We start from the raw sequence: 25,714 nt of genomic DNA on the forward strand, positions 1-25,714 counted from the left end.
AGTCCGTGTGACCATAGCCGCCCACGCTGTTCCGGCCCATGCCCCGCCCGCCGCGATGCCGCCGTTCCTGGCCGCCGACGTGGGTGGCACGCATGTCCGGGTTGGCCGGGTCCAGGCCAGTGCCGATCCGGCCCATCCGGTCGAGCTGCTGGACTACCGTAAATTCCGTAATGCGGATTATTCCGGCCTCAGCGCGATCCTCGCCGACTTCCTGGCCGATGGTCCGCGCCCGTCCCATTGCGTGGTCGCCACCGCCGGCTATGCCCGCGAAGACGGCACGGTCATCACCGCCAACCTGCCCTGGCCGCTGTCGGCACGGCAGATCGAGCGCGATGTCGGCCTGGACCAGGTCTATATCGTCAATGACTTCGAAGCCGTGGCCTACGCCGCGGCGCAGGTCGACGCCAGCGGCGTGCTGCAGCTGACCGGCCCGGCCACCGCCCCGCGTGGCCCGACCCTGGTGGTCGGCCCCGGCACCGGCCTCGGCGCGGCCGTGTGGATCCCGACGGCCCATGGCGCCGTGGTCCTGGCCACCGAAGCCGGCCAGCCGACCCTGGCCACCACCACCGAACTGGAGATGGCGATCGTGCGGCAGATGCTGCGCGAGCGCTCGCACGTGTCGGTCGAGCAGGCGCTGTCCGGCCCCGGCCTGATGAATCTGTACCGCGCGCTGTGCGCGTTGAACGGCCAGTCGCCCGCGCTGACCACCCCGGATGCGATCACCGCGGCGGCGATGGCCGACCAGGATCCGCTCGCGCGGCAGAGCCTGGATGTGTTCTGCGGGCTGCTGGGCAGCACGATCGGCGACATGGCGCTGCAGTATGGCGTCACCGGCGGTGTCTACCTGGCCGGCGGCATCCTGCCGCAGATCCGCGACTTCCTGTTGAACAGCACCTTCGTCGAGCGGTACCTCAACAAGGGGCCGATGCGTGAGGCGCTGGAACGTATTCCCGTGAAGGTGGTCGAGCACGGGCAGCTGGGCGTCATCGGCGCCGCCAGCTGGTACCTGGGCCGATCGGAGACCTGATCTGCCACGGCGCCGGGATCGGCGCTGCGGACAACGCACCACGCAGTACGTAGTACCCAAGGCGCACCCGCACAACAGGCGCGCGGCACAGTCGTACCAGACGCAAGAAAACAGACGCCGTCGCCGGCGACCATCGAGTGATGAGGAGAGACATCATGAACACCCGCAAGTCCCTGCTTTCCGCAGCCATCGTCAGCTGCCTGGCCTTCAGCGCCCACGCGCAGCAAGCCGCCCCCACCGCCACCGATCTGGACACCGTGCAGGTCACCGGCATCCGTGGCTCGATGGAAAAGTCGCTGGACACCAAGCGCGACGCCAATGCGCGCCTGGAAGTGGTCACCGCCGAAGACGTGGGCAAGCTGCCCGCGCACAACGTCGCCGACACCCTGCAGCGCCTGCCGGGCGTGAACATCAGCTCGTCCAGCGCCGATGAAGGCGGCTTCGACGAAGCCGACCGCGTCAGCCTGCGCGGCACCAGCCCGAGCCTGACCCAGACCCTGATCAACGGCCACACCGTCGCCTCGGCGGACTGGTTCGTGCTCAGCCAGGGCAACAACGTCGGCCGCAGCGTCAGCTACTCGCTGCTGCCCTCCGAGCTGGTCAGCTCGGTGGAAGTGAACAAGTCCTCGCAGGCCAAGCTGCAGGACGGTGGCACCACCGGCACCGTCAACATCATCACCCGCCGCCCGCTGGAGTTCGCCAAGCAGATCACCGCCGAAGCCTCGGTCGGTGCCGTGAATTCGGACCAGGCCAAGTCGACCGACCCGCAGCTGTCGGCGCTGTTCAACTACAAGAACGACGACGGCACGTTCGGCGTGATGGTGCAGGGCTTCTACCAGAAGCGTGAGCTGCGCCGCGAAGCACAGGAAATCCCAGGCGGCTTCTTCACCCTCGGCCCGAACGACCCGGTCGTCGCCGGCATCCCGGATCCGGCCAACCCCGGCCAGTTCCTGCAGGGCCCGCGTCCGGACCTGGAGGGGCTCAAGATCCCCGGCCTGCTCGGTTCGACGCTGTTCGAACAGACCCGTGAGCGCAAGGGCGGCCTGATCTCGGTGCAGTTCAAGCCCACCGACACCCTGACCCTGGGCCTGGAAGGTTTCAGTTCCAAGCTGGAAGCCAACAACTACAACCGCAACTTCATGATGTTCGGCGCCAGCTTCGCCAAATCGCAGGCACCGGATCCGGGCTATGTGGTCAAGGATGGCGTGATCACCAACGCCACCTACAGCGGCAAGCCGGGCACCGACTACGGTGTGTACGACATGATCTACCGTGAAGCCACGGCAGAGACGAACTACATCACCTTCGATGCCGACTGGCAGATCAACGACAACCTGACCGCCAAGTTCCAGGCCGGCAACACCAAGGGCACCGGCGAAACCCCGCGCCAGTACATCGCCGAAGTCACCGTTGGTCGCGGCGGCGGCGCCAGCTGGGCCACGCACGGCAACGGCTCCCCGGTCGACTGGAACATCGGCGGCGACATCAGCCCGGACGGCGTGACCAGCTTCGGCACCTGGGGCAACCAGCAGGTCACCGCCGAAGACAAGGAAAAGTGGGCCAGCCTGGACTTCAGCCAGTACTTCAGCAGCGGCAGCGTGCTGAGCTCGATCGACTTCGGTGCACGCTTCGCCGACCACAAGCGTGAGTCGCTGTCGCCGGAAGGCGCGACCCCGGGCAATATCTGGGCCGCGCTGCAGGGCGCCCCGACCGGCAACTACCCAAACGGCTTCGCCGGTGACATCGGCGGCACCTTCCCGCGCAACATCTGGTACTACACCCCGGGTGCGCTGAAGGATGCGGTGACCAACAACTCCACCTGGCTGGCCAACAATGACGGCCCGGACGGACGCCACAACTACGGCGCCGAATGGAAAGTGGCCGAGAAGAACTTCGGCGCCTACGTCCAGGCCAACTTCGTCGGTGACAGCTGGGCCGGTAACGTCGGCCTGCGCTACGTCAACATCAAGCAGGACATCGACACCTACGTGGCCGTCACCAGCAACCCGGACGTGAGCAGCCTGTTCGGTGCCTGGGATGCGCTGAAATTCGAAAACAAGCACAACCGCGTGCTGCCCAGCGCCAACCTGAAGTTCGACCTGGCCGACGACCTGGTGCTGCGCTTCGCCGCCTCCCAGACCCAGACCCTGCCGGACTTCTCGGCCCTGGGTACCTCCTCGTGGGGTTCGGATCTGAACAAGCTCGGCGGCGGTGGCAACCCGAACCTCAAGCCGGTGCTGTCGACCAACTTCGACGCCAACCTGGAGTGGTACTTCATGCCGCGCGGCCTGCTGTCGGCCGGCGTGTACTCGATGAACCTGAAGGACTACGTGGCCTTCGGCACCGAGACGCAGATGCTCTTCAGCGAGCTGACCCACCAGCTGGAAGCGTATGAGATCTCCAAGCCGATCAACGCCAACGGCAAGGTCCGCGGCGTCGAACTGGCCTACGAGCAGCCGATCGGCGAGTTCTTCGGTGTCAACGCCAACTACACCTATGCCGATGGCAGCACCTCGCACACCTGGGAAGACGGCACGCAGAACCTGCTGGGTACCTCGAAGAACACCTACAACGTCGGTGCCTACTTCGAGAACGACACCTTCGGTGCGCGCGTGGGCTACACCTACCGCTCCTCGTTCCTGATCGGCCTGTCCGGCGCCAACCCGTACTACCAGGATGACTTCGGCACGCTGTCGGCGTCGTTGAGCTACAAGGCCACCGACTGGCTGAGCGTCAGCTTCGATGCGCTCAACCTCAACAACCCGACCTACAAGTACTACCAGAGCGCGTCGGTCCCGACCTCGTTCTACAGCAACGGCCGCCAGTACTATCTGAACTTCCGCTTCAAGTACTGATCGCCGCGGTAACACGCTGCACACCTGAAACGGGCCCGGATTTCCGGGCCCGTTTCACAGGTGGAACCCGATTCGCTACAAAGGAATGACCCGATGCACACCCGCACCCGTCGTACCTCGCTGTCGCTGCTGTCCTTCGCACTGGCACTTTCCCTCGCACCGCTGGCCCAGGCCACCGACGCACAGGCACCGAACGGCCCGCAGGCCCTGCCCGGCTCGCTGATGCTGATTCCCGCACCGGCCAGGGTCGACCGCCTCGACGGCGCCGGCTACACGGTGACCGCCACCACCCCGGTGCATGCACAAGGCCAGGCCGCTGGCCGCGTTGCCGCGCAGTTCGCCACCCTGCTGCGTGACAGCGGCGGTCCGGTCGTGACGGTCAGCGAAGGACGCGGCAAGGACGGTATCCGCTTCGTGCTCGACGCCACGCTCAAGACCGGCGCCGAAGGCTACCAGCTGCGTTCGGACGCGCGCGGCGCGACCGTGCAGGCCGCGACCGAAGCCGGTCTGTTCTATGGTGCGGCCACCCTCTCGCAGCTGCTCACCGGCGGCAGCGAGGGCAAGCTCCCGGCGCTGCGCATCGACGATGCGCCCCGTTTCAGCTGGCGCGGCCTGATGCTCGATTCGGCCCGCCACTTCCAGAGCCTCGATGAGATCAAGCAGGTCCTCGATGCAATGGCCGAGCAGAAGCTCAACACCTTCCATTGGCATCTCACCGATGACCAGGGTTGGCGCATGGAGATCAAGCGCTACCCGAAACTGACCGGGGTCGGCAGCTGCCGCATTCCGGCCGGCGATGGCGGCCGCGATCCGGTCACCGGCGCCGAGCGCCCCTACTGCGGGTTCTATACGCAGGCGCAGATCCGCGAGGTGATCGCGTATGCGGCCGCGCGCCATATCCAGGTCATTCCTGAAATCGACGTGCCCGGCCACGCCACCGCGGCGATCGCGGCCTATCCGGAACTCGGCACCCTCGATACCCCGCTCAAGCCGCTGAGCGAATGGGGCGTGTTCCCGAACCTGTTCAACACCGAAGACAGCACCTTCGAGTTCCTCGAGAACGTGCTGGAAGAAGTCATCCAGTTGTTCCCGGCCAAGTACGTGCACGTCGGTGGCGACGAGGCGGTCAAGGACCAGTGGGAAGCCTCGGCACGGGTGCAGGCGCGCATGCGCGAGCTGGGTGCCGGCGATGAGATGGAGATGCAGAGCCACATCATCAAGCGCCTGGAAACCTTCCTGGAGCAGCACGACCGGCGCCTGATCGGCTGGGATGAGATCCTCGAGGGCGGGCTGCCGCCGGAAGCCACGGTGATGTCCTGGCGCGGCACCGAAGGCGGTCTCAAAGCCGCCAGCGAGGGCCACGACGTGGTCATGTCGCCGGTCACCGACATGTACATGGATTACCTGCAGACCAACTCGCCGAACGAGCCACCCGGCCGCCCCGCGACCATTCCGCTGGCCCGCGTGTACGGCTTCGAGCCGGTGCCGGACGCGCTGGCCAAGGACAAGCAGCACCACATCCTCGGCCTGCAGGCCAACATGTTCACCGAGCACACGCGCAGCTACGCACGCCTGCAGCACAACCTGTTCCCGCGCCTGGCCGCCGTGGCCGAGACCGGCTGGTCGCCGCGCGAACGGCGTGACTACGCTGATTTCCTGGCGCGCCTGCCGGCGCAGCTGCAGCGTTACCAGGCGATGGGGATCGCATACGCGCAGACACCGTTCCAGGTGGAACTGGACAGCCGGGACGACCGCGCCGCCGGCACCGCGACGCTGGCCCTGCGCAGCCCGCTCGGCTACGACATCCACTACAGCGTGGACGGCAGCGCGGTCACCGCGCAGTCACCGCGCTACACCACTCCTCTGCAGCAACCGCTGCCGGTGGCGCTGCAGGCGGCCACGTTCTTCAATGGCCAGGCGCTGGCCAAGGCGGCCAGCCGCTTCGACATCACCGCTACCTCGCTGCTGTCGCGCACCGACGAACATCTCGCGCAGTGCCCCGGCGAAGGCCAGCTGCTGCTGCGCCTGGAAGATGACGGCCCGGCCGATGGCGAGCGCGCGATCTTCAACGTGGACATCTTCAACCCGTGCTGGCTGTGGAAGGACGCAGACGTCGATGGCATCGCCAGACTGCGTGTGCGTGCCGGGCAGATCCCGTACTACTTCCAGCTGGCCCACGACGAGCCCAACCGCCGTTTCGCGCCCAAGCGCAGCGCGCATGGGGAAATGGACATCCTCGGTGGCCAGTGCGATGGCAAGCCGCTGGCCAGCGTGAAGCTGCCGGCCGCGCCGGGCGCCGATGGCTTCATCACGCTGGAGGCGGCGTTGCCGCGGTCGCTCAAGGGCACGCAGAACCTGTGCGTGCGCTTCACCGGCGATACCCGGCCGACGATGTGGGTGCTGGATGAGCTGACCCTGTTGCCGCGGTAACGCCGCGGCCACTGTCGGTAGTGCCGGCCGCTGGCCGGCACCTCCCGCCATGCACTGCCAACATCAACCGCGCAGGCGTACCAGCAGATCGCGCAGCGGGGTGAACACGATCGCCATGCCGGCCAGCACGCCAACGCTGTTGGCCAGGGCGTCCATCGGGTCGGCCATGCGGTTGACGGTCAAGGCGCCTTGGGCGAATTCGATGCCGATGCCCAGCCCAACCAGTCCGACCGCTGCCCAGACCAGGGCAGCGCGTCGCTGGTAGATCTGCACGGCGGACGAGGCCAGCAGGAAATAGGCGAGGAAGTGCTCGACCTTGTCGCTGTTGTCCGGCAACGGAATCGGCGGCGGCGGGATCAGGCAGACCACAATCGTGCCCAGCACCGCCAGCCACCACAGCGCCAGCCAGAACCGCGGCCAACGCAACGGCTTCAACAGGTTCGTGGCGGCCACCTTACAGGCGCCAGGTCAGATCGCCGAGCACGAACGCCGGTTCGAAATCCACGTCGCGCTGGAAGCCCATCACCTGGAAGCGCTCGCCCATCTCGGTCGGCAACGTCAGCTTTTTCACCTGGTCGCGCAGCCGCACACGGCCGATCTCGTCGGTGCGCGCATCGGCTTTTTCCAGCAGCGTATCCAGCCCGTTGCCAAGCAGGAAACTGGCCTGGGTGCAGTAACCGGCCAGCTCGAAACCGGCGCCCGTACCGGCCTCGGCCAGCGCGGTGAAATCCACCGAGGCGGTGAGATCCTGCAGGCCCGGCCAGCGGTACAGATCGTTGTGCACGTGGTGGCGGTAGAACGCGCGCACGGTGCCGTCGTCGCGGTCGTCCTGGTAATACTCGTTGCGCGGGTAGCCATAATCGACGAACAGCATCGCGCCGCGCTTCATGCCGCCGGCGATCGCCTGGATCCAGTACGGCAGCTGCGGCAGCAGTTCGGAACGGTAGCCGTCGGCGAAGGGCTTTTCGCGGTAATGCTCGACGTGGCGGACGGCGGCGCTGAGCATCGCATCGGCCGGCTGCGCGCCGCGCACGAAGGCGCCCCCGGCGTCCAGCTCGACGGTCTCTTCATAGACCATGCCATCGCGCGCGAGGAAGCGTGGTGTCGGCAGGGCATCGATGACCTCATTGGCGAAGACCATGCCGTCCCAGTCGTCATCGAACGGACCGTCCAGCCATTCCACCAGCGCGAACACCGGCGGGATCAACGCCCGCTCCAGACGCTCGCGCTGCCGCTCGCGAAGGTCCGCGCTGGGCTCCAGGATCGCGTAACGCTCGGGCAGCGCGTCCAGTTCCAGCATGCGCTTGAGCATCACTTCGGCAAAGGCGCCGCTGCCGCCACCGACTTCCATGAAACGCGCTTCCGGGCCGAGCTGCTGCATCACCGGGGCGACCGCATTGGCCAGGGTCGCAGCGAACAGCGCGCCGATTTCCGGCGAGGTGGTGAAATCGCCAGCGGCACCGAACTTGCTGGCACCGGCGCTGTAATAGCCCCAACCGGGCGCGTACAGGCTCAGCTCCATGAAGCGGGAGAACGGCATCGCGCCGCCGTTGGCGAGGATTTCAGCGCGCAGCGCCGCAGCCAGCTCGTCGCTGTGGGCCAGGGCGTCGGATTCGGGGAAGGGCAGTGGGGAATGCATGGCGCGGGCGATTGCGGTGACAATGCACAGCATAGCCTGAGCAGGGAGTACCCCCGATGACCGATACCGCGCCCGTCGCGCTGATCACCGGCAGCGCGCGCCGGATCGGCGCGGCCATCGCCCGCCAGTTCCACGCCTGTGGCTGGTCGGTGGTGCTGCACGCCCACACCTCTACCGCCGAGCTGCAGCAGATGGCCTTCGACATGGACATGCTGCGCCCGGGCAGCGTGCTGGCCCTGCAGGCCGACCTGCGCGATGCCGATGCCCTGCCCGACCTGATCGACCAGAGCGTGGCCCAGTTCGGCCGGTTGGACGCGCTGGTCAACAACGCCTCCAACTTCTACCCGACCCTGCTTGGCCAAATCAGCGCCGCCCAGTGGGACGACCTGTTCGCGGTCAACGCTCGCGCGCCATTGCTGCTGGCCCAGGCCGCCGCACCGCACCTGCGCCGCCAGCAGGGCAGCATCGTCAACCTGACCGATCTGCACGGCACCCAGCCGATGCGCGACCACCCGGTGTACGCAGCGGCCAAGGCGGCCCTGGAAATGGTGACGCGCTCGCTGGCGCTGGAACTGGCGCCCAAGGTACGCGTCAACGCGGTCGCGCCCGGGGCGATCCTGTGGCCCGAGCAGGGCAAGGACGATTTCGCCCGGCAGGCGCTGCTGGCGCGGACCCCGCTGGCACGCACCGGCACGGTCGAGGAGATCGCCGAGGCGGTGTACTGGCTGGCCACGGAGGCGGCGTTCGTCACCGGCCACACGCTGCGCGTGGATGGCGGGCGGACATTGTCGTAGCCCCCCGCACCGGCCAACGGCCGGTACCTAGCCGGGCAACAGGTCCATCGTCTCGAACGGCTCGCCGAACTGCCGATGGGCCTGCCACAGCGCGTCCAGGGTCAACCCGCTGACCGGGTCGCGGAAGTGCGGGGCGATGTCTGCCAGCGGCTTGAGCACGAAGGCATGCTTGAGCTCCGGGCGCGGGATGCGCAGATGGCCTGGGCCTTCCACGATCAGATCGCCGTAGAACACCACATCGATGTCCAGGGTGCGGTCGCTGAAGCGCGGACCGCTGCGGTCGCGACCATGGGCGTCCTCCAGTGCATGCAGCCAGTCATCCAGCGTCTGCAGCGGCAGATCGGTCTCGATCGCCACCGCATTGTTGAGGAAATCCGGGCCGTCGAAGCCCACCGCCGCGGTGCGGTAGGCCGGCGAGACCGCGATCGTGCCGAAGCGCGCGCGCAGGGCCTCCACCGCGGCGTGAAGGTGCTGTTGCGGCTGCAGGTTGCTGCCCAGGCTCAGGAGCGCAGTGGTCATGGTATTCAGCATACGTGGGGCGATTCCACACCGGGCCAACAGGGCCAGCGCATAGAATCGGGGTGCACATCATAGGACACCGACATGACCTATTGCGTCGGCATCGAGGTGGACGAGGGCCTGGTCTTCGCCGCCGATACCCGTACCAACGCGTCGCTGGACGACGTGCGCGTGCACCGCAAGCTGCACGAGTTCGAGTTTCCCGGGGAAGCGGCCTTCGTGATCATGGCCGCCGGCAACCTGGCGACCACCCAGCTGCTGATCTCGCGGCTGCGCCGCGACGTGGAAGAACAGCGGCCGGAAAACCTGCGCGCCTACCGGCATCTGTTCGAGGTGGCCGAATACGTGGGCCGGGTCCTGCTCGACAGCCAGGTCAAATCCAGCACGCATGAGGCTGGCCAGGACGGCATCGTGACCCAGGCGACGCTGATCCTCGGCGGCCAGATCGGCGGCGAGCATCCCGGGCTGTACATGATCTATCCGCTCGGCAATGCCATCGCCGCCTCGCCGGAAACTCCGTTCCTGCAGATCGGCGAGTCCAAGTACGGCAAGCCGATCCTCGATAGGATCCTGCGCCCGCAGACCCGCCTGGAAGACGCCGCGCGCACTGCCATCGTGTCGCTGGATTCGACGATCCGTTCCAACCTCTCGGTGGGGTTGCCGGTGGATCTGGTGCTGATCCGCAAAGATGACCTGCGCATCACCCAGCGCATGCGCCTGGCTGGCGACAGCCCGCTGTACGCGGAGATCCACGGCAACTGGTCCTACAAACTCGAGCAGGCCGTGGCCAGCCTCCCACGGTTTCCGTGGGAGGGATGATCAGGCGGTTTCCAGCGCCTCGGCCACCGAACGGAACACCTGCTGCATTTCCAGTGGCTTGCGCAGCACGTGCACGTTGATGCCGGGCGGGAACACCGCCAGTGGCACGGTGACCTCTGCATCTTCCAGCACCAGCGCCGGACCGCGATAGCCGAGCGTGGCCATCTCGCCCAGCAGATGGCTGGCCGAGAGCAGCTTGGAGCCGGCGTCGGCGATCACCAGCGCGGGCATGCTTTCCTGCTGCATCCAGCGCAGCGCGGCCGCGCCATCGGAGGCGAGCTGCAGGTGGTAGCCCTGGCTGGATAGTGCATTGCCCAGCAGCGACAGACGGGTCGCCTCACCGTCCACGACCAGGATCGACTGCCCGGTACCGGCGGCGATCGGCCCATCCACGGCGTCGGCGGTGTCGGTGATCTCGCGCATCGGCAGCAGCAGATCGAAGCGGGTGCCCACACCCGGCTGGCTGTCGACGTGGATGCTGCCGTGCGCGCCTTCGATGATGCGCTTGCACGAGATCAGGCCCAGGCCGGTGCCGGCGGCCTTGGTGGTGAAGAAGGGATTGAACAGATGCGACAACGTGTCCGCATCCATGCCGATGCCCTCATCGGTCACCGAGATGCGCAGCCAGTCGTCGCCATGGGTATCGGCGGCCGGTGCGGCACGCAGGGTCAAACGGCCGCCATGGGGCATGGCCTGGATGGCATTCAGGGACAGGTTGAGCAGCACCTGCTGCAGCTCGGTGTAATTGGCATCCACCGCCAGGCCGTCGGCTACCTCCAGGTGCAGGGTTACCTTGGCCGGCAGGTTGCTGCGCAGCAGCAGTTCCACACCCTCGAACAGGTGGACCAGGCAGATGTGTTCGCTCGGCTTGCGCGACCCGCGCACGAAGGACAGCATCGATTCGGCCATCTCATGACCGCGCCGGCCGCACTCGGCGATGATGTCGGCCAGGTGGTGCAGCTGCGGGTCTTCGGTCCGCGCCTTCATCAGGTCGGGCATGATCAGCAGCGGCTGCAGGATGTTGCGCAGGTCGTGGCTGAGCCCGGCGGCCAGCAATGACAGGCTTTCCAGCCGCTGTGCACGCATCAGCTCGGCTTCCACGCGCTGGCGGTCGATCGCGCTGCGCGCTTCGCGCACTGCACGGGCCACCGCCGAAGGCAGGCGCGCCGGCTGGTGCTTGATGATGTAATCGTTGGCGCCCTGGTGCAGGGCCGCCACCGCGTTTTCCTCACCCATCGTGCCGGACACGAAGATGAACGGAACGTCGGGCAACGCGGCGCGCACGATCTGCAGCGCCTCGTTGCCGGAGAAACCGGGCATGCTCAGGTCCGAGAGCACGATGTCCGGTGCGGCGCGCTCCAGCGCCCCACGCAGTTCCTGCGCGCTCTCGACCCGCTCGAAGCTGGCCTCCAGGCCAGCGTCGAGCATCTGCTCGCACATCAGTTCGGCATCTTCCGGCGAATCCTCGATGAGCAGGATCCGCAGGGCACCCAACGCAGGGCCGGTCAGCGGCATGGGCTTACTCGATCTCCGGTGCCTGGTTGATCAGGCCCCAGAACTTGCCCAGGGTCTGCACCGCGCCGAAGAACTGGTCCACGTCCACCGGCTTGACCACGTAGGCGTTCACGCCCATGTCCCAGCTGCGCGCCAGATCGCTTTCCTCGCGCGAGGAGGACAGGATCACCACCGGCAGCCGCTTGAGCTCCTCGGTGTTGCGGATTTCCTTGAGCACTTCCAGGCCGTCCATGCGCGGCATCTTGATGTCCAGCAGCAGCACCGCCGGCAGGCCCTCGTCACGGTTGGCGAAGGCGCCACGGCGCAGCAGGTAATCCATGGCTTCCACGCCGTCTTCGACGTGCACGATCGGATTGGCCAGGCGGGCCTCCTTCAATGCGTCGATGGCCATCTCGGCGTCGGCGGGGCTGTCCTCGGCAAGGAGGATGGTGCGGAGAGCGGTCATGCGGCGGAGCCCTTGTTGATTGCGTCGAGCGCGGGTGGAAGAACGAAGTAGAAGGTGGCGCCCTGATCGACCGCCGACTCGGCCCAGATGCGGCCGCCGTGACGGGTCAACACCCGGCGCACACTGGCCAGGCCGATGCCCGTCCCCGGGTAGTCGCTGGCCTTGTGCAGCCGTTGGAACACACCGAACAGCTTGCCGGCATAGGCCATGTCGAAGCCGGCGCCGTTGTCGCGGACGGTGAACAGATGGCTGCCGTCAGGCTGCTGTTTGTAGTCGACCTCGATCCGGGCCGGCTCGCGGTTGGAAGAATACTTGATCGCGTTGCCGAGCAGATTCAACCAGACCTGCCGCATCATGTTTTCATCGGAAACGATGATCGGCAGCGGCGCGATCTTCCAGTCGACATGGTGCGGTACGCCGGTGTTCTCGGCCTCGCTCTGCTGATTGGCATCGAGCATGGCGCGGGTATCGGCGACCAGCGACTGCATGTCCACCGCCTGCAGTCGCATCGCCGCCCGGCCCAGTCGCGAATAGACCAGCAGATCGTCGATCAGCGCGGCCATGCGCCGGGCGGAGTTGGAGATCACGCCCAGGTAATGCAGGGACTTTTCGTCCGCCTCCTCGCCCAGGTGGCGGGTGAGCTTGTCCGAGAAACCGGCCACGTGGCGCAGCGGTGCGCGCAGATCGTGCGAGACCGAATAACTGAAGGCTTCCAGCTCGCGGTTCACTTCGGAGACCTGCTCGACCTTGCCTTCCAGCTGGCGGTTCAGTTCCTCCACGCGCAGCTGCACGGCGCGCTGCACGGTGACGTCGCTGACGGTCATCAGCACCACTTCGTCATCCTTGTCAGGCAACGGCATGCGCCGCGCGTTGATCAGCATGATCCGCGCCACGTCATCGGCGGTGCGCTGCTCGTGTTCGTAATCCCACAGCTCGCGGCCGCGCAGCAGCACGTCGGTCAGGCGCTGGCGGACCACCGCGTCGGACCAGGCACCGTCGCCGATGCTGTCCAGCGGCAGCCCTTCGGCCGAGCTCTCTTCGTCCAGCCCGTACAGTTCGGCGAACGCGGGATTGTGCATCTGCACGCGCAGGCTGCGGTCCAGCAGCACGATCGGCTCGCGCACCGTGTGCAGCACCGAGGCCGCACGACCGGCCGCGCGCAGCGAGGCACGTTCGGCGCTCAGGCGGTGGCGGATCTGCCGCTGCAGCAGCCACAGCACCAGGCCGAGCAACAGCAGCTGCACCACCAGCGCCGACCAGGAGATGAATTCGCCCTGGCGCTGCTGGGCCGCGAACACTTCGGAACGCTTGACAAGCAGCTGCTCTTCGGTGGCCTGCAGGTCTTCAACCAGTCGGCGGATGGGATAGCGGGTGGTCAGGTCGGCCACCAGCTGACGCTGGTCGGCATCCGGCGCCGAGCGGGCAAGTTGCTTGGCCAGCTCCATGCGGCGTTCCAGCATGGACTGGATGCGACCGATCCGGACCAGCTGATCCGGATTGTCCCGGGTCAGCTCGGCCAGCCGCGCCAGCCGCCCGGGGATATCGTCGGCCTGGGCCAGGCGCTCGCGCAGGCCGGGCGCATCGATGCCCTTGGACATGGTCAACGCGGCCGATTCGACATCACGCACGTCAGCCTGCAATTGATACACCGCCACGCCGACGTCCTGGGTATGGGTAACCCAGTTCATCGCATCGACGTTGTCATCGGCCAGCTTGCGCAGGGTAAGCCACGGCACCACGATGATGGCTACCGCTGCCAGGGCCAGTGCCGGCAATCGCCAGCGGTCCCAGATTTGATCACTGAACACCAGCGCCATAGTCCCTCGTCAGCTCGGTGCCACCCCTGCTCCGGCCCATGCGCGTACAGCCGGCATGCGCACCGCATGGCGATGGCGAAGCGCTGAATATACTCCACCCCTTTGTGAATACGCGGTCCCTCACCTGACTGAACAGCGCGTGGGACCGGCCAGCGCCCACAAAAAAGCGCGCCCGAAGGCGCGCTCTGTGCAACGGTGCAGCAGGCCTCAGCGCTTGGCAGCGGCGGCGGCGACCTTCAGTCCAGCGGCGTCGACACGCTTGACGCCCTTGATCTGCTGGGTCACGCGCACGGCCTTGTCATGCTCGGCCTGGCTGGCCACGGTACCGGTGAGGGTGACCACGCCGTTGACGGTCTCCACCTTCACTTCGGTGCCCGGCACGTTCTTGCTGGTCAGCAGGTCGGTCTTGACCTTGGTGGTGATCCAGCTGTCGGTGACCGGCTCAGCCGAATCATGGGTATCGGCGTGGGTCATCGCGGCATGATCGGTGGTCTTCGGCGGGTCCTTGGCCATTGCGGACGAGGTGCCCAGCACCATGCCCAGGGCCAGCGAAGCAGCAAGCAGATTACGGGTCGTGTTGGTCATGTTCGAATTCCTTTGCGGATGTGGGGCCAGTGTCCGTGGCGGGCCGTGGACGGGACGTGCGCGCCGCATAACGTCGCCGTGAACCGCTCAGCTTGGCGCCGAACCGTTCATGTTTCCGCCCCGCGCGCGCAGCCGGTACGCTGTCCTGCCCCGTTATGTTGGAGCGCACCATGACTGCCGTACTGCAGGTGGGATTGATCGGCTACGGCTTGGCCGGCAGCGTCTTCCATGCGCCGTTGATCCTGCACACACCGGGCCTGGCCCTGCACAGCATCGTCAGCTCGCAGCGCGATCGGTTGCTGCGCAGCTTCACCGATGTGCACATCTGCGATGACCCGCAGCAGCTGTTCGACGATCCGGCAGTGGATGCGGTGGTGATCGCCACGCCCAATGATGCGCATGCGCCGCTGGCCCGCGCCGCACTCGCCGCAGGCAAGCATGTGCTGGTGGACAAGCCGTTCGCGCTGTCCGTGGCGGAAGCCGAATCGGTGGTGCAGGCCGCGCGGGTGGCCGAGCGTGTCGTCACCGTATTCCAGAACCGGCGGCATGACGCCGACTTCCTCACGCTGAAGCAGGTGATCGAAGATGGGCGGATCGGTCGTGTCGCCGAATGCCATTCCCACTTCGACCGTTTCCGCCCACAGGTGCGCGATCGTTGGCGTGAAAGCGATGCGCCCGGCAGCGGCCTGTGGATGGATTTCGGTCCACACCTGCTGGATCAGATGCTGCAGTTGTTCGGCTGGCCGGGCGCGATCAGCGTCGACCTGATGGCGCAGCGTGAGCATGCCGTGGGCAACGACTATTTCCACGCGGTGCTGCAGTACCCGCGTCACCGCGCGATCCTGCACGCCGGCTCGCTGGTGGCCGCTTCCGGCCCGCGCTTCATCGTGCACGGCGATGCCGGCAGCTATCTGAAAGACGGGCTGGACGTACAGGAAGACCAGCTGCGCCGCGGCATCGCACCGGGGGCGCCGGGCTGGGGCCTGGACCCGCAGCACGGGCACCTGGTGCGGATCGATGCCGACGGCCACACCCAGCGCAGCACCGTGGACAACGTGCCCGGTGATTACCGTACCTTCTATGCGCAGTTCCGCGATGCGATGCTGGGCGTGGGTGATGCGCCGGTCAGCAGCGCGCAGGCGCTGCAGCTGATGCGCCTTTTGGAAGCCGGTGCGGAGAGTGCGCGCAGCGGGCGGCGGGTAACGCTCTGAGGCAACGCCCTGGACCCACCACGGTGGCCGGGGTGGATCCACGCGGCAAGGGCTGCGGGCCGGACGCTCACGTTCGCCGGCCCGCATCGATCGGGCTTACGTTGTCTTGATCGCGTGGCCACCGAACTCATTGCGCATCGCCGCCAGCAGGCGGTCGCTGAAGGAGTTCTTCTCGCGCGAGCGCAGGCGTTCGAGCAGGGACAATGTGATCACCGGTGCCGGCACGTCCAGATCGATCGCTTCGGCGACGGTCCAGCGGCCTTCACCCGAATCTTCGACATACGGCGCGATGCCCTCCAGCTGCGGGTTGCGGCCCAGCGCATCGGCACTGAGATCGAGCAGCCACGAGCGCACCACGCTGCCGTGCTGCCAGGCCTTGGCCACCTGCGCCAGATCGAGATTGAAATCGGTCTTGTGCTGCATCAGCGCGAATCCTTCCGCGTAGGCCTGCATCATCCCGTACTCGATGCCGTTGTGGACCATCTTGCAGAAGTGCCCTGCCCCGCTCGGACCGACATGCGCCCAGCCGCGGTCCTCACCCGGTGCCAGGGTGCGGAAGATCGCCCCGATCCGCTCGACCGCGGCCGTGTCGCCGCCGATCATCAGGCTGTAGCCCTCCTGCAGGCCCCACACCCCGCCGCTGGTGCCGCAGTCGATGTAGGTCACGTCCTCGCCCTGCAACTGCTCGCTGCGGCGCATGGAGTCCTTGTAATAGGAGTTCCCGCCGTCGATCACCACGTCACCTTCGGACAGATGCGGCGCCAGTGACGCCAGGGTCTGGTCGACCACGCCGGCTGGCACCATCAGCCATACCACGCGCGGCACTGGCAACGCTGCGAGCGTCTCGGCGATCGAGGCGCTGACCTCGAAGCCGCGCTCGGCCGCCGCAACACGCGCGGCCTCACCCGGGTCGACACCGATCACGTGGTGCCCGCCGCGATGCAGGCGCTCGGCCATGTTGGCGCCCATGCGACCCAGCCCGATCATTGCAATATCCATGACTCACCTTTGCTCAGCTTGCGAATGCGATTGTGTTGCGGGAGGTACCGGCGCTGCCGCGCACTGTCGCAGCTGTGCGTCGATCCAGCGCCGGTACAACGTCGTGTGCAGATTGTGCAGCCCCAGCTCGATCGCGAATGGCGTCCGCGGATTGCGATCGAGCAGGCGCGCGATGTGATATCCGATGGGACGTATACCGCGAGGGTGCACGTAAATCAGGAACCCCTGGTAGAACGGATCGTCCAGCAGCGCGTCCAGTTCCTCCAGCAGTGGTTGCTGCTCGGCCGGCACCTCGCGCCGCCAGATCGGATCGCGCTCGATCAACAGGCGCTCGAAGCGGCGCGGCCCCGGGCCCGGCATGCGCTGGGCCAGTGACCAGATGCGTCGGTTGATCTGGTCGTAGTACGCGAAACCGTCGTGCTCGCGCAGCGCGCGTGCCGCCGCATCGCTGACATCGACCACCACGAAGTTCTCGGCCTGGTTGTTGATGTCGTCCAGGTACCTGCGCTCGAACACGTGCTCGATGAAGCCGGGCGTTCCCACGAAGGCCTGCCGCCCACGCTGGGCGGTCTTTCTGGCCTTGCCGTCGGCCAGGAATTCACCGGCATGCCGGCCCAGCAGGATGCTGTCGGTCTCGTGCAGGGTGAGGAAGGTGCCGATGGAGAGTTCATCGGCGGAGAACTCGCGATCGAAGGCGGCATCGCCGTACAGCTCGCGCTGGGTCGCCAGCTGCGCGACCTGGCGGCCGACTCCGCACTCCGCGCGCACGCGGCCATCGTAAAACGTCTGCAGCGCCGCGCTGTTGGCCTCGGCTGGCTGATAGCCACGGCCGAAGCTGCGGAAGCGCTCCCAGCCCTTGGCCTGTGCGCCGCCGGCGCCGAAGCCGATCCAGCCCAGCTGCAACGCCGAGAAGCGGAAGCCGTCGTTGTCCTGCAGGGCGGTGGCGGCCCGGCGCGTGGCTGCGCCGAGCTTGAATGCATACGCGCAGACCGTGGCCGGGTCATCGAACAAGGTCGGCAGCCACGACCGCCGCTGGTCCGCCGACCACTGCCGCGGCAACTGCACGCGCAGGTCGCCGGCCGCCTGCGCCTGGCGCAGATCGGCGCGCTCGCAGACCGGGCCGCCATGCACCTGCGGAGCGTCGATGTCGGCCGCGTCGATCTGCCAGCCGAGGTCCTCCAACACGCTCTGCGCGCAGGATGCCGCGCTCCACGCACTGCCTGCCGGGATCAGCCCCAGCAGCGCCGCGAGCGCACCGCAGTGCCAGCGCCAGCGCCGCGATCCTGTTGCCATGGCGCGCCGCACCGCTGCCCGCTCAGCGCAGGGACGCCGGGGTATCGCTTACCACCGTGGCAGGCGTCGGCTCCACCGCCGCGGCGGGGGCTGCGGCCGGCATGGCTGCCGGGGTGGGAGCGGGAACAGCCGCCGCTGGCAGGTACTGCTGCAGGCGCTCGAAAAAGCGGCGATAGAAGGTGGCGTCCTGCACGGTGCTGCTGGCGACTTTCACCAAGGAGTCGTCATTGCTGCCGAACGGCAGCGACACCGAGCCCAGCGCGCCCACGCCGACACTGGCCGAGGTCGGGCTCTTCTTCAATGCGTAACGGTCCTGCACCGCGCTGACGAACACCAGCGCCTGGTCGCCGCGTGGCGCACACGAAATACGCAGCACCAACTGCTCGTGTTCTTCATCCTTGGGCTGGAAGTTCTTGTTGCCTTCCACTGCATCATCGCCCGCACGGGCGATCGCATAGCCCTGGCTGAGCAGGGTCCGGCGCGCGGCTTCGCAGGCCTGGGCCGGCGGTCCGGGCACGGTGCGCGAATAGGTGTCCCCGGAATCGAACGACTCGCGGATCAGGGTGGAATCGGCCGCGCGGCCGCCACAGGCGGTCAGGGCGGCGAACACCGCCAGCATCGGGATCGAACGTACACGACGAAAGCGCATGGCCGCTCCTGCGGAAATCCAGCCTCCAAGGATAGACCTGTGCGCGTTGGCAGGAGGTGGATACGCACAGGCCGCCCCGAAGGGCGGCCTGTGGAGTTGTCACCTGTTCAGCTGGCGGCGGCCGGTGCGGTCAGTCCGCCCAGCGGCCGACGGCGGTCGACTGCGGCAGCACCTGGGCCGACAGCGGGCGATCGGCCTCGAGCAGGTTCACCGCATCGGCCAGGATCGCGGCCGACTCGCGCAGGAGTGGATCCGGACGCTTTTCAGCGGCCTTCTCGCGGGCGGCATCCTTGACGATGTCGCGTTCGTTGCCGGTCAGGCCATCGTCATTGCTGTCGTCGGCCAGCGGGTCCAGATCCAGGCCCAGCTGCTTGCGGATCGCCTGGCGATCGGTGCGCTGCTTGTCCTGCTTTTCACGCTCGGCGCGGCGCTCGGCCTCGTTAAGCGAGATGTACTTCTTGGCCTTCTCGGCGCGGAACTGCTCGACATCCTCGTTCCACCACTGGAACTCCTTGTCGGCAGCGATACGGGTGCCGTGGCGGCTTTCCAGCTTGGGCAGCAGCGGGCCGAAGTTGCCGTACTGGGTATGCGGCACGGCGGCGATGCGGGTCCACGGCAGCGCGTTGTCGTAGGTGCTTTCCCCGTATTCGCTGGCGTCCACGCTGGCCGGGAAGGCCAGGTCGGGCACCACGCCCTTGTGCTGGGTGCTGCTGCCGCTGACGCGGAAGAACTGGGCGATGGTCAGCTTGACCTGGCCGAAGCGCTGAGACTCGCCACTCGGCCAACGGTCGAGGTCGACGATGTTCTGCACGGTGCCCTTGCCGAAGGTGGTCTCACCGATCACCAGGCCACGGCCGTAATCCTGGATGGCACCGGCGAAGATCTCCGAGGCCGAGGCCGAGCCACGATTGATCAGCACCGCCAACGGGCCGTCCCACGCCACCACGTCGCTGCGGTCGCTGTTGACGGTGACGCGGCCACCGGATTCGCGCACCTGCACCACCGGGCCCTGCTCGATGAACAGGCCGGTCAGCTCGATCGCTTCATCCAGCGAGCCGCCGCCGTTGTTGCGCAGGTCGAGCACGACGCCGTCGAGCTTGTCGGCCTTGAAGCCGGCCAGCAACTTGGCCACGTCGCGGGTCGCCGAGGCGTAATCGGCCGCATTGCGGCGGCGGCCCTCGAAGTCCTGATAGAAGGTCGGCAGCTTGATCACACCCACCTTGCGCTCGGGTTCCCCGTCCTTGGCCGGGATGGTCAGGGTCTCGCCCTTGGCGGCCTGTTCGGCCAGGCGCACCTTCTGGCGGGTCAGCACCAGGGTATGGTGCTTGCCGTCCACGCCTTCCTCGGCCGGGATGAATTCCAGACGGACCTGGGTGTCGCTCTTGCCACGGATCTTGGCCACCACATCATCGATGCGCCAGCCGATCACGTCTTCCAGCGGACCGGACTTGCCCTGCCCGACGCCGACGATGCGGTCGCCCGGCTTCAGCGTGCCGTTGACGGCAGCCGGGCCACCGGCGATGACCTCGCGGATCACGACCATGTCGTCCTGCCGCTGCAGCTGCGCGCCGATGCCTTCCAGCGACAGCGACATCGCCTGGTTGAAGTTCTCGGCGGTGCGCGGGGTGAAGTAGTCCGTGTGCGGATCCACGGCGCTGGTGTAGGCGTTGAGGAAGAACTGGAACACGTCCTCGCCCTTCAACTCATTGACCGACTTTTCCAGGGTGGCGTAACGCTTGTCCAGCGTCTTGCGGATTTCGGCCGGCTGCTTGCCCGCCAGCTTCAGGCGCAGCCAGTCGTTCTTGACCGACTTGCGCCACAGGTCGTCCAGCTCGGCGCTGCTCGCCGCCCACGGCACGTCCTTGCGGTCGTACTCGAAGCGTTCGTCGGTGCTGAAATCGAAGTCCTGCTTGAGCAGCTTGCGCGCATAGCCGACGCGCTCGCCGACGCGCTGCTTGTAGACCGCGAACACCTGGAACGCCGGTTCCAGCTCGCCGCCGCGGATGGCGGAGGCGATGTTGGCCTCGAACGGCGCGAAGCGGGTGATGTCGGCCTGGGTGAAGAACTGCTTGCTGCTATCGAGCGATTCCAGATAGCGCTTGAAGACGTCCTTGGAGGTCGCTGCATCGAGTGCGCGCGGCCGGTAGGCGTAACGGCTGTCCGACAGCAGTCCGTAGACCAGCTTGGAGGTGGTCACCTGGTCGGCCGTGGCGGCCGAGGGCAGCGCGGGCGAATCGGCGTAGGCGGCCAGTGCCATCGGCGCGGTGAGCGCCAGGGCCATCAGGAATGCGGGGGCTTTGAATTTCATGGACTAGCTCGTGGCACCTTGCCAAGGGAGAGACTGCGTGCATTACAGACACCACGACAGTGCCGAAAGTTGCCGCGTTTGTCACCGGGGCCTTCAGCCTACCGAGGCCGTCGGAGAAATTTGTGAATACCGGGGGGGACGGCGCGCAGGCGCGGGCCAGCGGCCATCCGCGGTTCAGGGCCGCGGCCGGGGAGAGGCGGGTGGGATTGGCAGAACGGGCCCCGAAGGGCCCGCTGCATCAACCGGCGACGCCAGCGTCGGCGGCCTGGCGGTCGGCGTGGTAGGACGAGCGCACCATCGGACCGGAAGCGACGTGGCTGAAGCCCAGCGCGTTGCCGTACTCCTCCAGCGCCTTGTATTCCTCGGGCGTCCAGTAACGCAGCACCGGGTGGTGGTGCGCGGTCGGCTGCAGGTACTGGCCGATCGTGATCATGTCCACATCGTGCTCGCGCAGGTCGCGCAGGGTGGCCTGCACCTGCTCCAGGGTCTCGCCCAGGCCGAGCATGATGCCGGACTTGGTGGCGATCTCCGGATGCTGGGCCTTGAACTTCTTGAGCAGGGTCAGCGACCACTGGTAGTCCGCACCCGGACGCACGTTGCGATACAGGTCCGGGACGGTTTCGATGTTGTGGTTGAACACATCCGGCGGATTGGTCGCCAGGATCTCCAGCGCGCGCTCCATGCGGCCCTTGCCGCGGAAGTCCGGGGTCAGCACTTCGATCTTGGTGTTGGGCGACTTGGCGCGGATGGCACCGATGCAGTCGGCGAAGTGCTGGGCACCGCCGTCGCGCAGGTCATCGCGGTCGACGCTGGTCACCACCACGTACTTCAGGCCCATGTCGGCCACGGTCTGGGACAGGCTGGCCGGTTCATTGGCGTCCGGCGGCTTGGGCCGGCCGTGGGCGACGTCGCAGAACGAACAGCGGCGGGTGCAGACCTCGCCGAGGATCATGAAGGTCGCGGTGCCGTGGCTGAAGCACTCGTGGATGTTGGGGCAGCTGGCTTCCTCGCAGACCGTGACCAGGCGGTTCTCGCGCAGCTTGGCCTTGAGGTTCTGCACGGCGTTGCCGGAGGGAATCCGCACGCGGATCCACGACGGCTTGCGCAGCACCGGCACGTCGGCGAACTGCACCGGCGAGCGGCCGATCTTGTCACCGCCGATCTGTTTGACGCCCGTCTGCAACGGGGCGGCGGACGGCGAGTCGCCCTGCACGACCTGCAGGGGAATGATGCGAGCGGTGGTTTCAGTCATGGCCTTGGTCGGCGGCGTTCACGCCGCGTCAGTCAAATCGGGTAATTCAGCGGCCGGCTCGAGGGCCAGGCCGAACTGGCGGGCCAGATGGCCCAGCAGCACCGGCGTGACGGCCGCCATGCCGGACGGTCCCCCCAAGTCTACCACCGAGGTCACCTGCAGCCCTTGATAGCCACAGGGGTTGATCCGGCGGAACGGTTCCAGGTCCATCGCCACATTGAAGGACAGGCCATGGAAAGTGCAGCCGCGGCGGACGCGGATGCCGAGCGCGGCCACCTTCGCCCCGCCCACGTAGACCCCGGGCGCGCCATCCAGGCGCCCTGCGCTGATGTTCCATTCATCCAGGGTGTCGATGATCGCCTGCTCGATGCGGCACACGTAGTCGCGCACGCCGATCCCCAGCCGCCGCAGCTGCAGCAGCGGGTAGATCACCAGCTGGCCGGGGCCGTGGTAGGTCACCTGGCCGCCACGGTCGACATGCAGGACGGGAATCTCGCCGGGGGCGAGCACGTGCTCGTCCTTGCCGGCCTGGCCCAGGGTGAACACCGGGTCATGCTCGACCACCCACAGTTCGTCGCGGGTGGCTTCGGTGCGGGCATCGGTGAAGCGCTGCATGGCGTGCCAGACCGGGGCATAGGGCTGGCGGCCAAGGTCACGCGCGATCGCCGGCTGCGGCGCCCGGTCGCCCGGGGCCGCGGCGGTGGCGCAGCTGGTTACAGCGTCCACTTCACTTCCGGGTGGTCGCGCAGGGCGTTGTGGGCGGCGTCGTACTGCTCGCGATTATCGGCCTTGAACACCAGCCGCACCGACACATACTTGCCGTTGGACGAGTGTTTCCAGCTGATGCGCTCGCTCAGCACATCCACGCCGGCCAGCTCAAGCAGGCGCGGCAGTTCGCGTTCCAGATCCTTGCCGGCCGCGCCCATGGCGCTGAGTTCGAACTGGCCGGGAAACTGGAAGCCGTGGTCGGGGTTGTCAGACTTGATCTCCATGTCCGGGATTATGGGGATGCCCGCCCCCGAACCCAAGCGCTGCATGATCGTGCCCACAGCGGCACCGAACGGCACGTGAAAACCCCGCTATCGCCGCTGATACACAGCAGTGCGTGCGCGGAACTGTTCACGGCATCACGCTCCCACTACCCTGTATCGGCTTAAGAAAGAATAAATCCCTGTCTGGTATCCCATGTCCTTGAAGCCCTTTGCGCTGCCGGCCGCTCTCGCCGGCGTCCTGGCCTTGGCCGCGCCCGCCGCCCACGCCGCCGCTCAATGTGGGCCCGATGCAATGCGCGAGCACCCACCCCAGATCAACTTCCGCGTCGATAACGACCTGTTCGGCGGCAAGGACCAGGATCAGGGCTATACCAATGGCGCCCAGATCACCTTCGTGTCGCCTAATCTGGTCGATTACACCGACGATCCGTGCCTGCCGCGGTTGGCGCGCTGGGTCAACAGCCATCTGGAACGGCTGCACCCGGGCGAGTTCGAGCAGCAGAACATGATCTTCAGCGTGGGCCAGGGCATTTTCACCCCCACCGATTTCACCCGGAAGGATCTGATCGAGGACGACCGCCCATATGCCGGGGTGCTGATCGCCAGCTTCGGCTACAACGCACGCCGGGGCGACCGCCTGCAGACCACCCAGCTGGCGTTGGGCGTGGTGGGTCCGTGGGCGCAGGGCGAGGAAGTGCAGAACGCGGTGCACGAGCTGCTCGGCGATGAGAAGTTCCAGGGCTGGGACAACCAGCTGCACAACGAGCCGGTGTTCATGCTCACGCACGAGCGGATGCGCCGGTGGCCGGCCGATGCCAGTGAGAACCTGGGCGGCTGGGGCTGGGATGCGATCAGTCACTACGGTGGCGCGGTAGGCAACCTGGCCACCCACCTCAATGCCGGTGGCGAAGTCCGTTTCGGCTGGAAGCTGCCGGACGATTTCGGCAGCACGCCGCTGCGCCCGGCAGGTGAGAACACGGCACCGACACGTGGCGGCAAGCCGGGTGGATGGTCGTGGCATCTGTTCGCGACGACGGATGCAGCCTGGGTGATCCGCGATATCACGCTGGACGGTAATACCTTCCGCAACAGCCACAGTGTCGACAAGCGCTCGGTGGTGGGGACCGCCGGTTATGGCCTGGCGGTGATGCGTGGTCGCTGGAAGTTCGCGCTGGCGCGTTACCACAGCACGCGCGAATTCGATGGGCAGCGTGAGGCACCGGTGTTCGGCAGCTTCACGATCAGCCGCTCGATGTAAGCCCGCGACGGGCGTGAGACAAAAAAAGACCGGCGTTCGCCGGTCTTTTTCTTTGGTGCGATCGAACCGGATTACTCCGATTCCCACCACATCCAGAAGCTGTCCCACAGCCGCTTGAAGAAACCGGCCTCTTCCACGGCGGCCACGGCGACCAGCGGCGCCTGGGCGACCACCTGGTTGTCCAGCATCACCTTCAGGGTACCGACCTGCTGGCCGGCAGTGAACGGAGCTTCGAGCGTCTTGGGAACATCGATGCTCGGCTTGAGATCGTTGTAGCGGCCGCGCGGGACGCTGACCAGCATCGGCTGGGCCACGCCCAACTGCAGCTTGTCGGTCTTGCCCTTCCACACCTTGTGCTCGGCCACGACCTTGCCCGGCTCGTACATGCGGTGGGTTTCGAAGAAGCGGAAGCCCCAGTTGAGCAGCGCCAGGCTGTCATCGGCGCGCTGCTTCTCGGAGCCGCCACCGAGCACCACGGCGACAAGGCGCTGATCACCGCGCTGGGCCGAGCTCATCAGGCAGTAACCGGCTTCGGACGTGTGGCCGGTCTTGATGCCGTCCACGCTCTGGTCCCGCCACAGCAGCAGGTTGCGGTTGGGCTGGGTGATGTTGCCGACGGTGAATTCCTTCACCTTGTTGTAGGCGTAGGTTTCCGGGTAATCACGCACCATCGCGCGGCCGAGCAGGGCCAGGTCGTAAGCGGTGGTGTGGTGGCCCGGAGCACTCAGGCCGTGGGCATTGACGAAGTGCGAGTCCTTCATGCCGATCTTGGCGGCGTAGCTGTTCATCAGTGAGGCGAAGGCCTCTTCGCTGCCGGCCACGTGTTCGGCCAGGGCGATCGCGGCATCGTTGCCGGACTGGATCGCCATGCCCTTTTCCATGTCTTCCAGGCGGGCGGTCTGATTGACCGGGAAGCCACTGTAGCTGCCATCGGTACCGGCGCCACCCTCGCGCCAGGCGCGCTCGCTCATCATCACCTGGTCGTCGGTGCGGACCTTGCCGTTCTTGACCTCGGCGGCCACGACATACGAGGTCATCACCTTGGTGATGCTGGCCGGGGCCAGTTGCTCGTGCACGTTCTCACCGGCCAGGACCTGGCCGGTGGCGTAATCCATCAGGATCCAGGCTTTGGAAATGCTGGGCTTGGGCGCCGGCGGGGTCGCTACGGTGGCCGGAGCGGCGGCGGCGGCGGGAGCAGGCGCCGGTGCCGGGGTCGGTAGGGGGGTCTGGGCGGAGACCATGCCCACGAACAGGGTCGTGGCCATGGCAGCGGCGGCAAAGCGGAATTTCATCGGACAGCAAGCTCC

22 protein-coding genes are annotated in these 25,714 nt (G+C 66.9%); 7 read left to right on the forward strand and 15 right to left on the reverse strand.

The genetic code is table 11. The annotated features are described in order from the left end of the window. Nucleotides 1-55: 55 nt before the first annotated feature. The 3 genes from AC07WC_RS16340 (at nt 56) to AC07WC_RS16350 (ending at nt 6,312) form a co-directional block, all read left to right on the forward strand. Nucleotides 56-1,027, forward strand: coding sequence for a glucokinase family protein (locus AC07WC_RS16340; RefSeq protein WP_495210970.1), 972 nt, complete (start codon nt 56-58; stop codon nt 1,025-1,027). 155 nt (nt 1,028-1,182) lie between these two features. Beyond that, on the forward strand, nt 1,183-3,882 hold the full coding sequence (locus AC07WC_RS16345; protein WP_495210931.1) for a TonB-dependent receptor: 2,700 nt from the start codon (nt 1,183-1,185) through the stop codon (nt 3,880-3,882). A 93-nt stretch (nt 3,883-3,975) separates the two neighbouring features. After that, nucleotides 3,976-6,312 (forward strand): family 20 glycosylhydrolase, encoded by a 2,337-nt coding sequence (locus AC07WC_RS16350; RefSeq protein WP_495210932.1) that lies wholly within the window; start codon nt 3,976-3,978, stop codon nt 6,310-6,312. A 63-nt stretch (nt 6,313-6,375) separates the two neighbouring features. On the opposite strand, the gene AC07WC_RS16355 is transcribed toward AC07WC_RS16350, so the two are convergent. Together AC07WC_RS16355 and AC07WC_RS16360 are read right to left on the reverse strand one after the other, a co-directional pair. Then, nucleotides 6,376-6,765, reverse strand: a complete 390-nt coding sequence (locus AC07WC_RS16355) for a VanZ family protein (protein WP_495210933.1) — start codon at nt 6,763-6,765, stop codon at nt 6,376-6,378. 1 nt (nt 6,766) lies between these two features. Beyond that, nucleotides 6,767-7,951 carry a class I SAM-dependent methyltransferase gene (locus AC07WC_RS16360; RefSeq protein ID WP_495210934.1) on the reverse strand — a complete coding sequence of 395 codons (1,185 nt, stop codon included), beginning with the start codon at nt 7,949-7,951 and terminating at the stop codon, nt 6,767-6,769. Between the two features lie 56 nt (nt 7,952-8,007). Between AC07WC_RS16360 and AC07WC_RS16365 the strand changes: the two genes are divergently transcribed. Then, nucleotides 8,008-8,745, forward strand: a complete 738-nt coding sequence (locus AC07WC_RS16365) for a pteridine reductase (RefSeq protein WP_495210935.1) — start codon at nt 8,008-8,010, stop codon at nt 8,743-8,745. Nucleotides 8,746-8,772: 27 nt separating this feature from the next. Here AC07WC_RS16365 and folK read toward each other — a convergent pair whose 3' ends face one another. Then, the gene (gene folK / locus AC07WC_RS16370; RefSeq protein ID WP_495210936.1) at nt 8,773-9,264 is read right to left on the reverse strand and encodes a 2-amino-4-hydroxy-6-hydroxymethyldihydropteridine diphosphokinase; all 492 of its coding nucleotides are present in this window, start codon (nt 9,262-9,264) and stop codon (nt 8,773-8,775) included. Between the two features lie 84 nt (nt 9,265-9,348). Here folK and AC07WC_RS16375 point away from each other — a divergent pair, with 84 nt between their 5' ends. Then, nucleotides 9,349-10,083, forward strand: a complete 735-nt coding sequence (locus tag AC07WC_RS16375) for a proteasome-type protease (protein ID WP_046274261.1) — start codon at nt 9,349-9,351, stop codon at nt 10,081-10,083. Here the strand turns inward: AC07WC_RS16375 and AC07WC_RS16380 are convergent, their stop codons facing one another. The 4 genes from AC07WC_RS16380 to AC07WC_RS16395 form a co-directional block, all read right to left on the reverse strand. Beyond that, nucleotides 10,084-11,598, reverse strand: coding sequence for an ATP-binding response regulator (locus AC07WC_RS16380; RefSeq protein WP_495210937.1), 1,515 nt, complete (start codon nt 11,596-11,598; stop codon nt 10,084-10,086). A 4-nt stretch (nt 11,599-11,602) separates the two neighbouring features. Next, entirely contained in the window at nt 11,603-12,043 is a 441-nt protein-coding gene (locus AC07WC_RS16385) for a response regulator (RefSeq protein WP_019186024.1), read from the reverse strand. Continuing rightward, nucleotides 12,040-13,860, reverse strand: a complete 1,821-nt coding sequence (locus AC07WC_RS16390) for a sensor histidine kinase (protein WP_495210938.1) — start codon at nt 13,858-13,860, stop codon at nt 12,040-12,042. Before AC07WC_RS16390 ends, AC07WC_RS16385 begins: the two co-directional genes overlap by 4 nt. Before the next feature lie 207 nt (nt 13,861-14,067). Beyond that, nucleotides 14,068-14,445 carry a BON domain-containing protein gene (locus tag AC07WC_RS16395; protein ID WP_495210939.1) on the reverse strand — a complete coding sequence of 126 codons (378 nt, stop codon included), beginning with the start codon at nt 14,443-14,445 and terminating at the stop codon, nt 14,068-14,070. 170 nt (nt 14,446-14,615) lie between these two features. On the opposite strand from AC07WC_RS16395, the gene AC07WC_RS16400 reads away from it, so the two are divergent. Beyond that, the gene (locus AC07WC_RS16400; protein WP_495210940.1) at nt 14,616-15,656 is read left to right on the forward strand and encodes an oxidoreductase; all 1,041 of its coding nucleotides are present in this window, start codon (nt 14,616-14,618) and stop codon (nt 15,654-15,656) included. A gap of 96 nt (nt 15,657-15,752) precedes the next feature. On the opposite strand, the gene gnd is transcribed toward AC07WC_RS16400, so the two are convergent. From gnd to AC07WC_RS16435, 7 genes are all read right to left on the reverse strand, one after another. After that, nucleotides 15,753-16,655, reverse strand: a complete 903-nt coding sequence (gene gnd / locus AC07WC_RS16405) for a phosphogluconate dehydrogenase (NAD(+)-dependent, decarboxylating) (RefSeq protein WP_495210941.1) — start codon at nt 16,653-16,655, stop codon at nt 15,753-15,755. A 3-nt stretch (nt 16,656-16,658) separates the two neighbouring features. After that, the gene (locus AC07WC_RS16410) at nt 16,659-17,948 is read right to left on the reverse strand and encodes a hypothetical protein (RefSeq protein ID WP_495210942.1); all 1,290 of its coding nucleotides are present in this window, start codon (nt 17,946-17,948) and stop codon (nt 16,659-16,661) included. Between the two features lie 22 nt (nt 17,949-17,970). Beyond that, nucleotides 17,971-18,597: a DUF2242 domain-containing protein gene (locus AC07WC_RS16415; RefSeq protein WP_495210943.1), complete on the reverse strand. Its 627-nt coding sequence runs from the start codon at nt 18,595-18,597 to the stop codon at nt 17,971-17,973. 130 nt (nt 18,598-18,727) lie between these two features. Beyond that, entirely contained in the window at nt 18,728-20,905 is a 2,178-nt protein-coding gene (locus AC07WC_RS16420; RefSeq protein ID WP_495210944.1) for a carboxy terminal-processing peptidase, read from the reverse strand. A gap of 238 nt (nt 20,906-21,143) precedes the next feature. Further along, the gene (gene lipA / locus AC07WC_RS16425) at nt 21,144-22,157 is read right to left on the reverse strand and encodes a lipoyl synthase (protein ID WP_495210945.1); all 1,014 of its coding nucleotides are present in this window, start codon (nt 22,155-22,157) and stop codon (nt 21,144-21,146) included. Between the two features lie 18 nt (nt 22,158-22,175). Beyond that, nucleotides 22,176-22,883 (reverse strand): lipoyl(octanoyl) transferase LipB, encoded by a 708-nt coding sequence (gene lipB, locus AC07WC_RS16430; protein ID WP_495210946.1) that lies wholly within the window; start codon nt 22,881-22,883, stop codon nt 22,176-22,178. Then, the gene (locus AC07WC_RS16435) at nt 22,871-23,149 is read right to left on the reverse strand and encodes a DUF493 family protein (RefSeq protein ID WP_495210947.1); all 279 of its coding nucleotides are present in this window, start codon (nt 23,147-23,149) and stop codon (nt 22,871-22,873) included. The genes lipB and AC07WC_RS16435 overlap by 13 nt, the downstream gene beginning before the upstream one ends. Before the next feature lie 193 nt (nt 23,150-23,342). Here AC07WC_RS16435 and AC07WC_RS16440 point away from each other — a divergent pair, with 193 nt between their 5' ends. After that, entirely contained in the window at nt 23,343-24,407 is a 1,065-nt protein-coding gene (locus AC07WC_RS16440; protein WP_495210948.1) for a lipid A deacylase LpxR family protein, read from the forward strand. Nucleotides 24,408-24,478: 71 nt separating this feature from the next. On the opposite strand, the gene AC07WC_RS16445 is transcribed toward AC07WC_RS16440, so the two are convergent. Then, nucleotides 24,479-25,699, reverse strand: a complete 1,221-nt coding sequence (locus AC07WC_RS16445) for a D-alanyl-D-alanine carboxypeptidase family protein (protein WP_495210949.1) — start codon at nt 25,697-25,699, stop codon at nt 24,479-24,481. Nucleotides 25,700-25,714 lie beyond the last annotated feature (15 nt).

The organism is Stenotrophomonas sp. GW821-FHT01H02A, assembly GCF_059422145.1.

What these genes read in the sequence shown, in the direction of transcription:
- AC07WC_RS16395 (WP_495210939.1), bottom strand. Translation starts at nt 14,445, where the DNA reads ATGACCAACACGACCCGTAATCTGCTTGCTGCTTCGCTGGCCCTGGGC.
- AC07WC_RS16375 (WP_046274261.1), top strand. Translation starts at nt 9,349, where the DNA reads ATGACCTATTGCGTCGGCATCGAGGTGGACGAGGGCCTGGTCTTCGCC.
- AC07WC_RS16410 (WP_495210942.1), bottom strand. Translation starts at nt 17,948, where the DNA reads ATGGCAACAGGATCGCGGCGCTGGCGCTGGCACTGCGGTGCGCTCGCG.
- AC07WC_RS16350 (WP_495210932.1), top strand. Translation starts at nt 3,976, where the DNA reads ATGCACACCCGCACCCGTCGTACCTCGCTGTCGCTGCTGTCCTTCGCA.
- folK (WP_495210936.1), bottom strand. Translation starts at nt 9,264, where the DNA reads ATGACCACTGCGCTCCTGAGCCTGGGCAGCAACCTGCAGCCGCAACAG.
- AC07WC_RS16385 (WP_019186024.1), bottom strand. Translation starts at nt 12,043, where the DNA reads ATGACCGCTCTCCGCACCATCCTCCTTGCCGAGGACAGCCCCGCCGAC.
- AC07WC_RS16345 (WP_495210931.1), top strand. Translation starts at nt 1,183, where the DNA reads ATGAACACCCGCAAGTCCCTGCTTTCCGCAGCCATCGTCAGCTGCCTG.
- lipA (WP_495210945.1), bottom strand. Translation starts at nt 22,157, where the DNA reads ATGACTGAAACCACCGCTCGCATCATTCCCCTGCAGGTCGTGCAGGGC.
- AC07WC_RS16340 (WP_495210970.1), top strand. Translation starts at nt 56, where the DNA reads ATGCCGCCGTTCCTGGCCGCCGACGTGGGTGGCACGCATGTCCGGGTT.
- AC07WC_RS16435 (WP_495210947.1), bottom strand. Translation starts at nt 23,149, where the DNA reads ATGGAGATCAAGTCTGACAACCCCGACCACGGCTTCCAGTTTCCCGGC.
- AC07WC_RS16360 (WP_495210934.1), bottom strand. Translation starts at nt 7,951, where the DNA reads ATGCATTCCCCACTGCCCTTCCCCGAATCCGACGCCCTGGCCCACAGC.
- AC07WC_RS16415 (WP_495210943.1), bottom strand. Translation starts at nt 18,597, where the DNA reads ATGCGCTTTCGTCGTGTACGTTCGATCCCGATGCTGGCGGTGTTCGCC.
- AC07WC_RS16445 (WP_495210949.1), bottom strand. Translation starts at nt 25,699, where the DNA reads ATGAAATTCCGCTTTGCCGCCGCTGCCATGGCCACGACCCTGTTCGTG.
- AC07WC_RS16440 (WP_495210948.1), top strand. Translation starts at nt 23,343, where the DNA reads ATGTCCTTGAAGCCCTTTGCGCTGCCGGCCGCTCTCGCCGGCGTCCTG.
- AC07WC_RS16365 (WP_495210935.1), top strand. Translation starts at nt 8,008, where the DNA reads ATGACCGATACCGCGCCCGTCGCGCTGATCACCGGCAGCGCGCGCCGG.
- AC07WC_RS16390 (WP_495210938.1), bottom strand. Translation starts at nt 13,860, where the DNA reads ATGGCGCTGGTGTTCAGTGATCAAATCTGGGACCGCTGGCGATTGCCG.
- AC07WC_RS16400 (WP_495210940.1), top strand. Translation starts at nt 14,616, where the DNA reads ATGACTGCCGTACTGCAGGTGGGATTGATCGGCTACGGCTTGGCCGGC.
- AC07WC_RS16420 (WP_495210944.1), bottom strand. Translation starts at nt 20,905, where the DNA reads ATGAAATTCAAAGCCCCCGCATTCCTGATGGCCCTGGCGCTCACCGCG.
- AC07WC_RS16380 (WP_495210937.1), bottom strand. Translation starts at nt 11,598, where the DNA reads ATGCCGCTGACCGGCCCTGCGTTGGGTGCCCTGCGGATCCTGCTCATC.
- gnd (WP_495210941.1), bottom strand. Translation starts at nt 16,655, where the DNA reads ATGGATATTGCAATGATCGGGCTGGGTCGCATGGGCGCCAACATGGCC.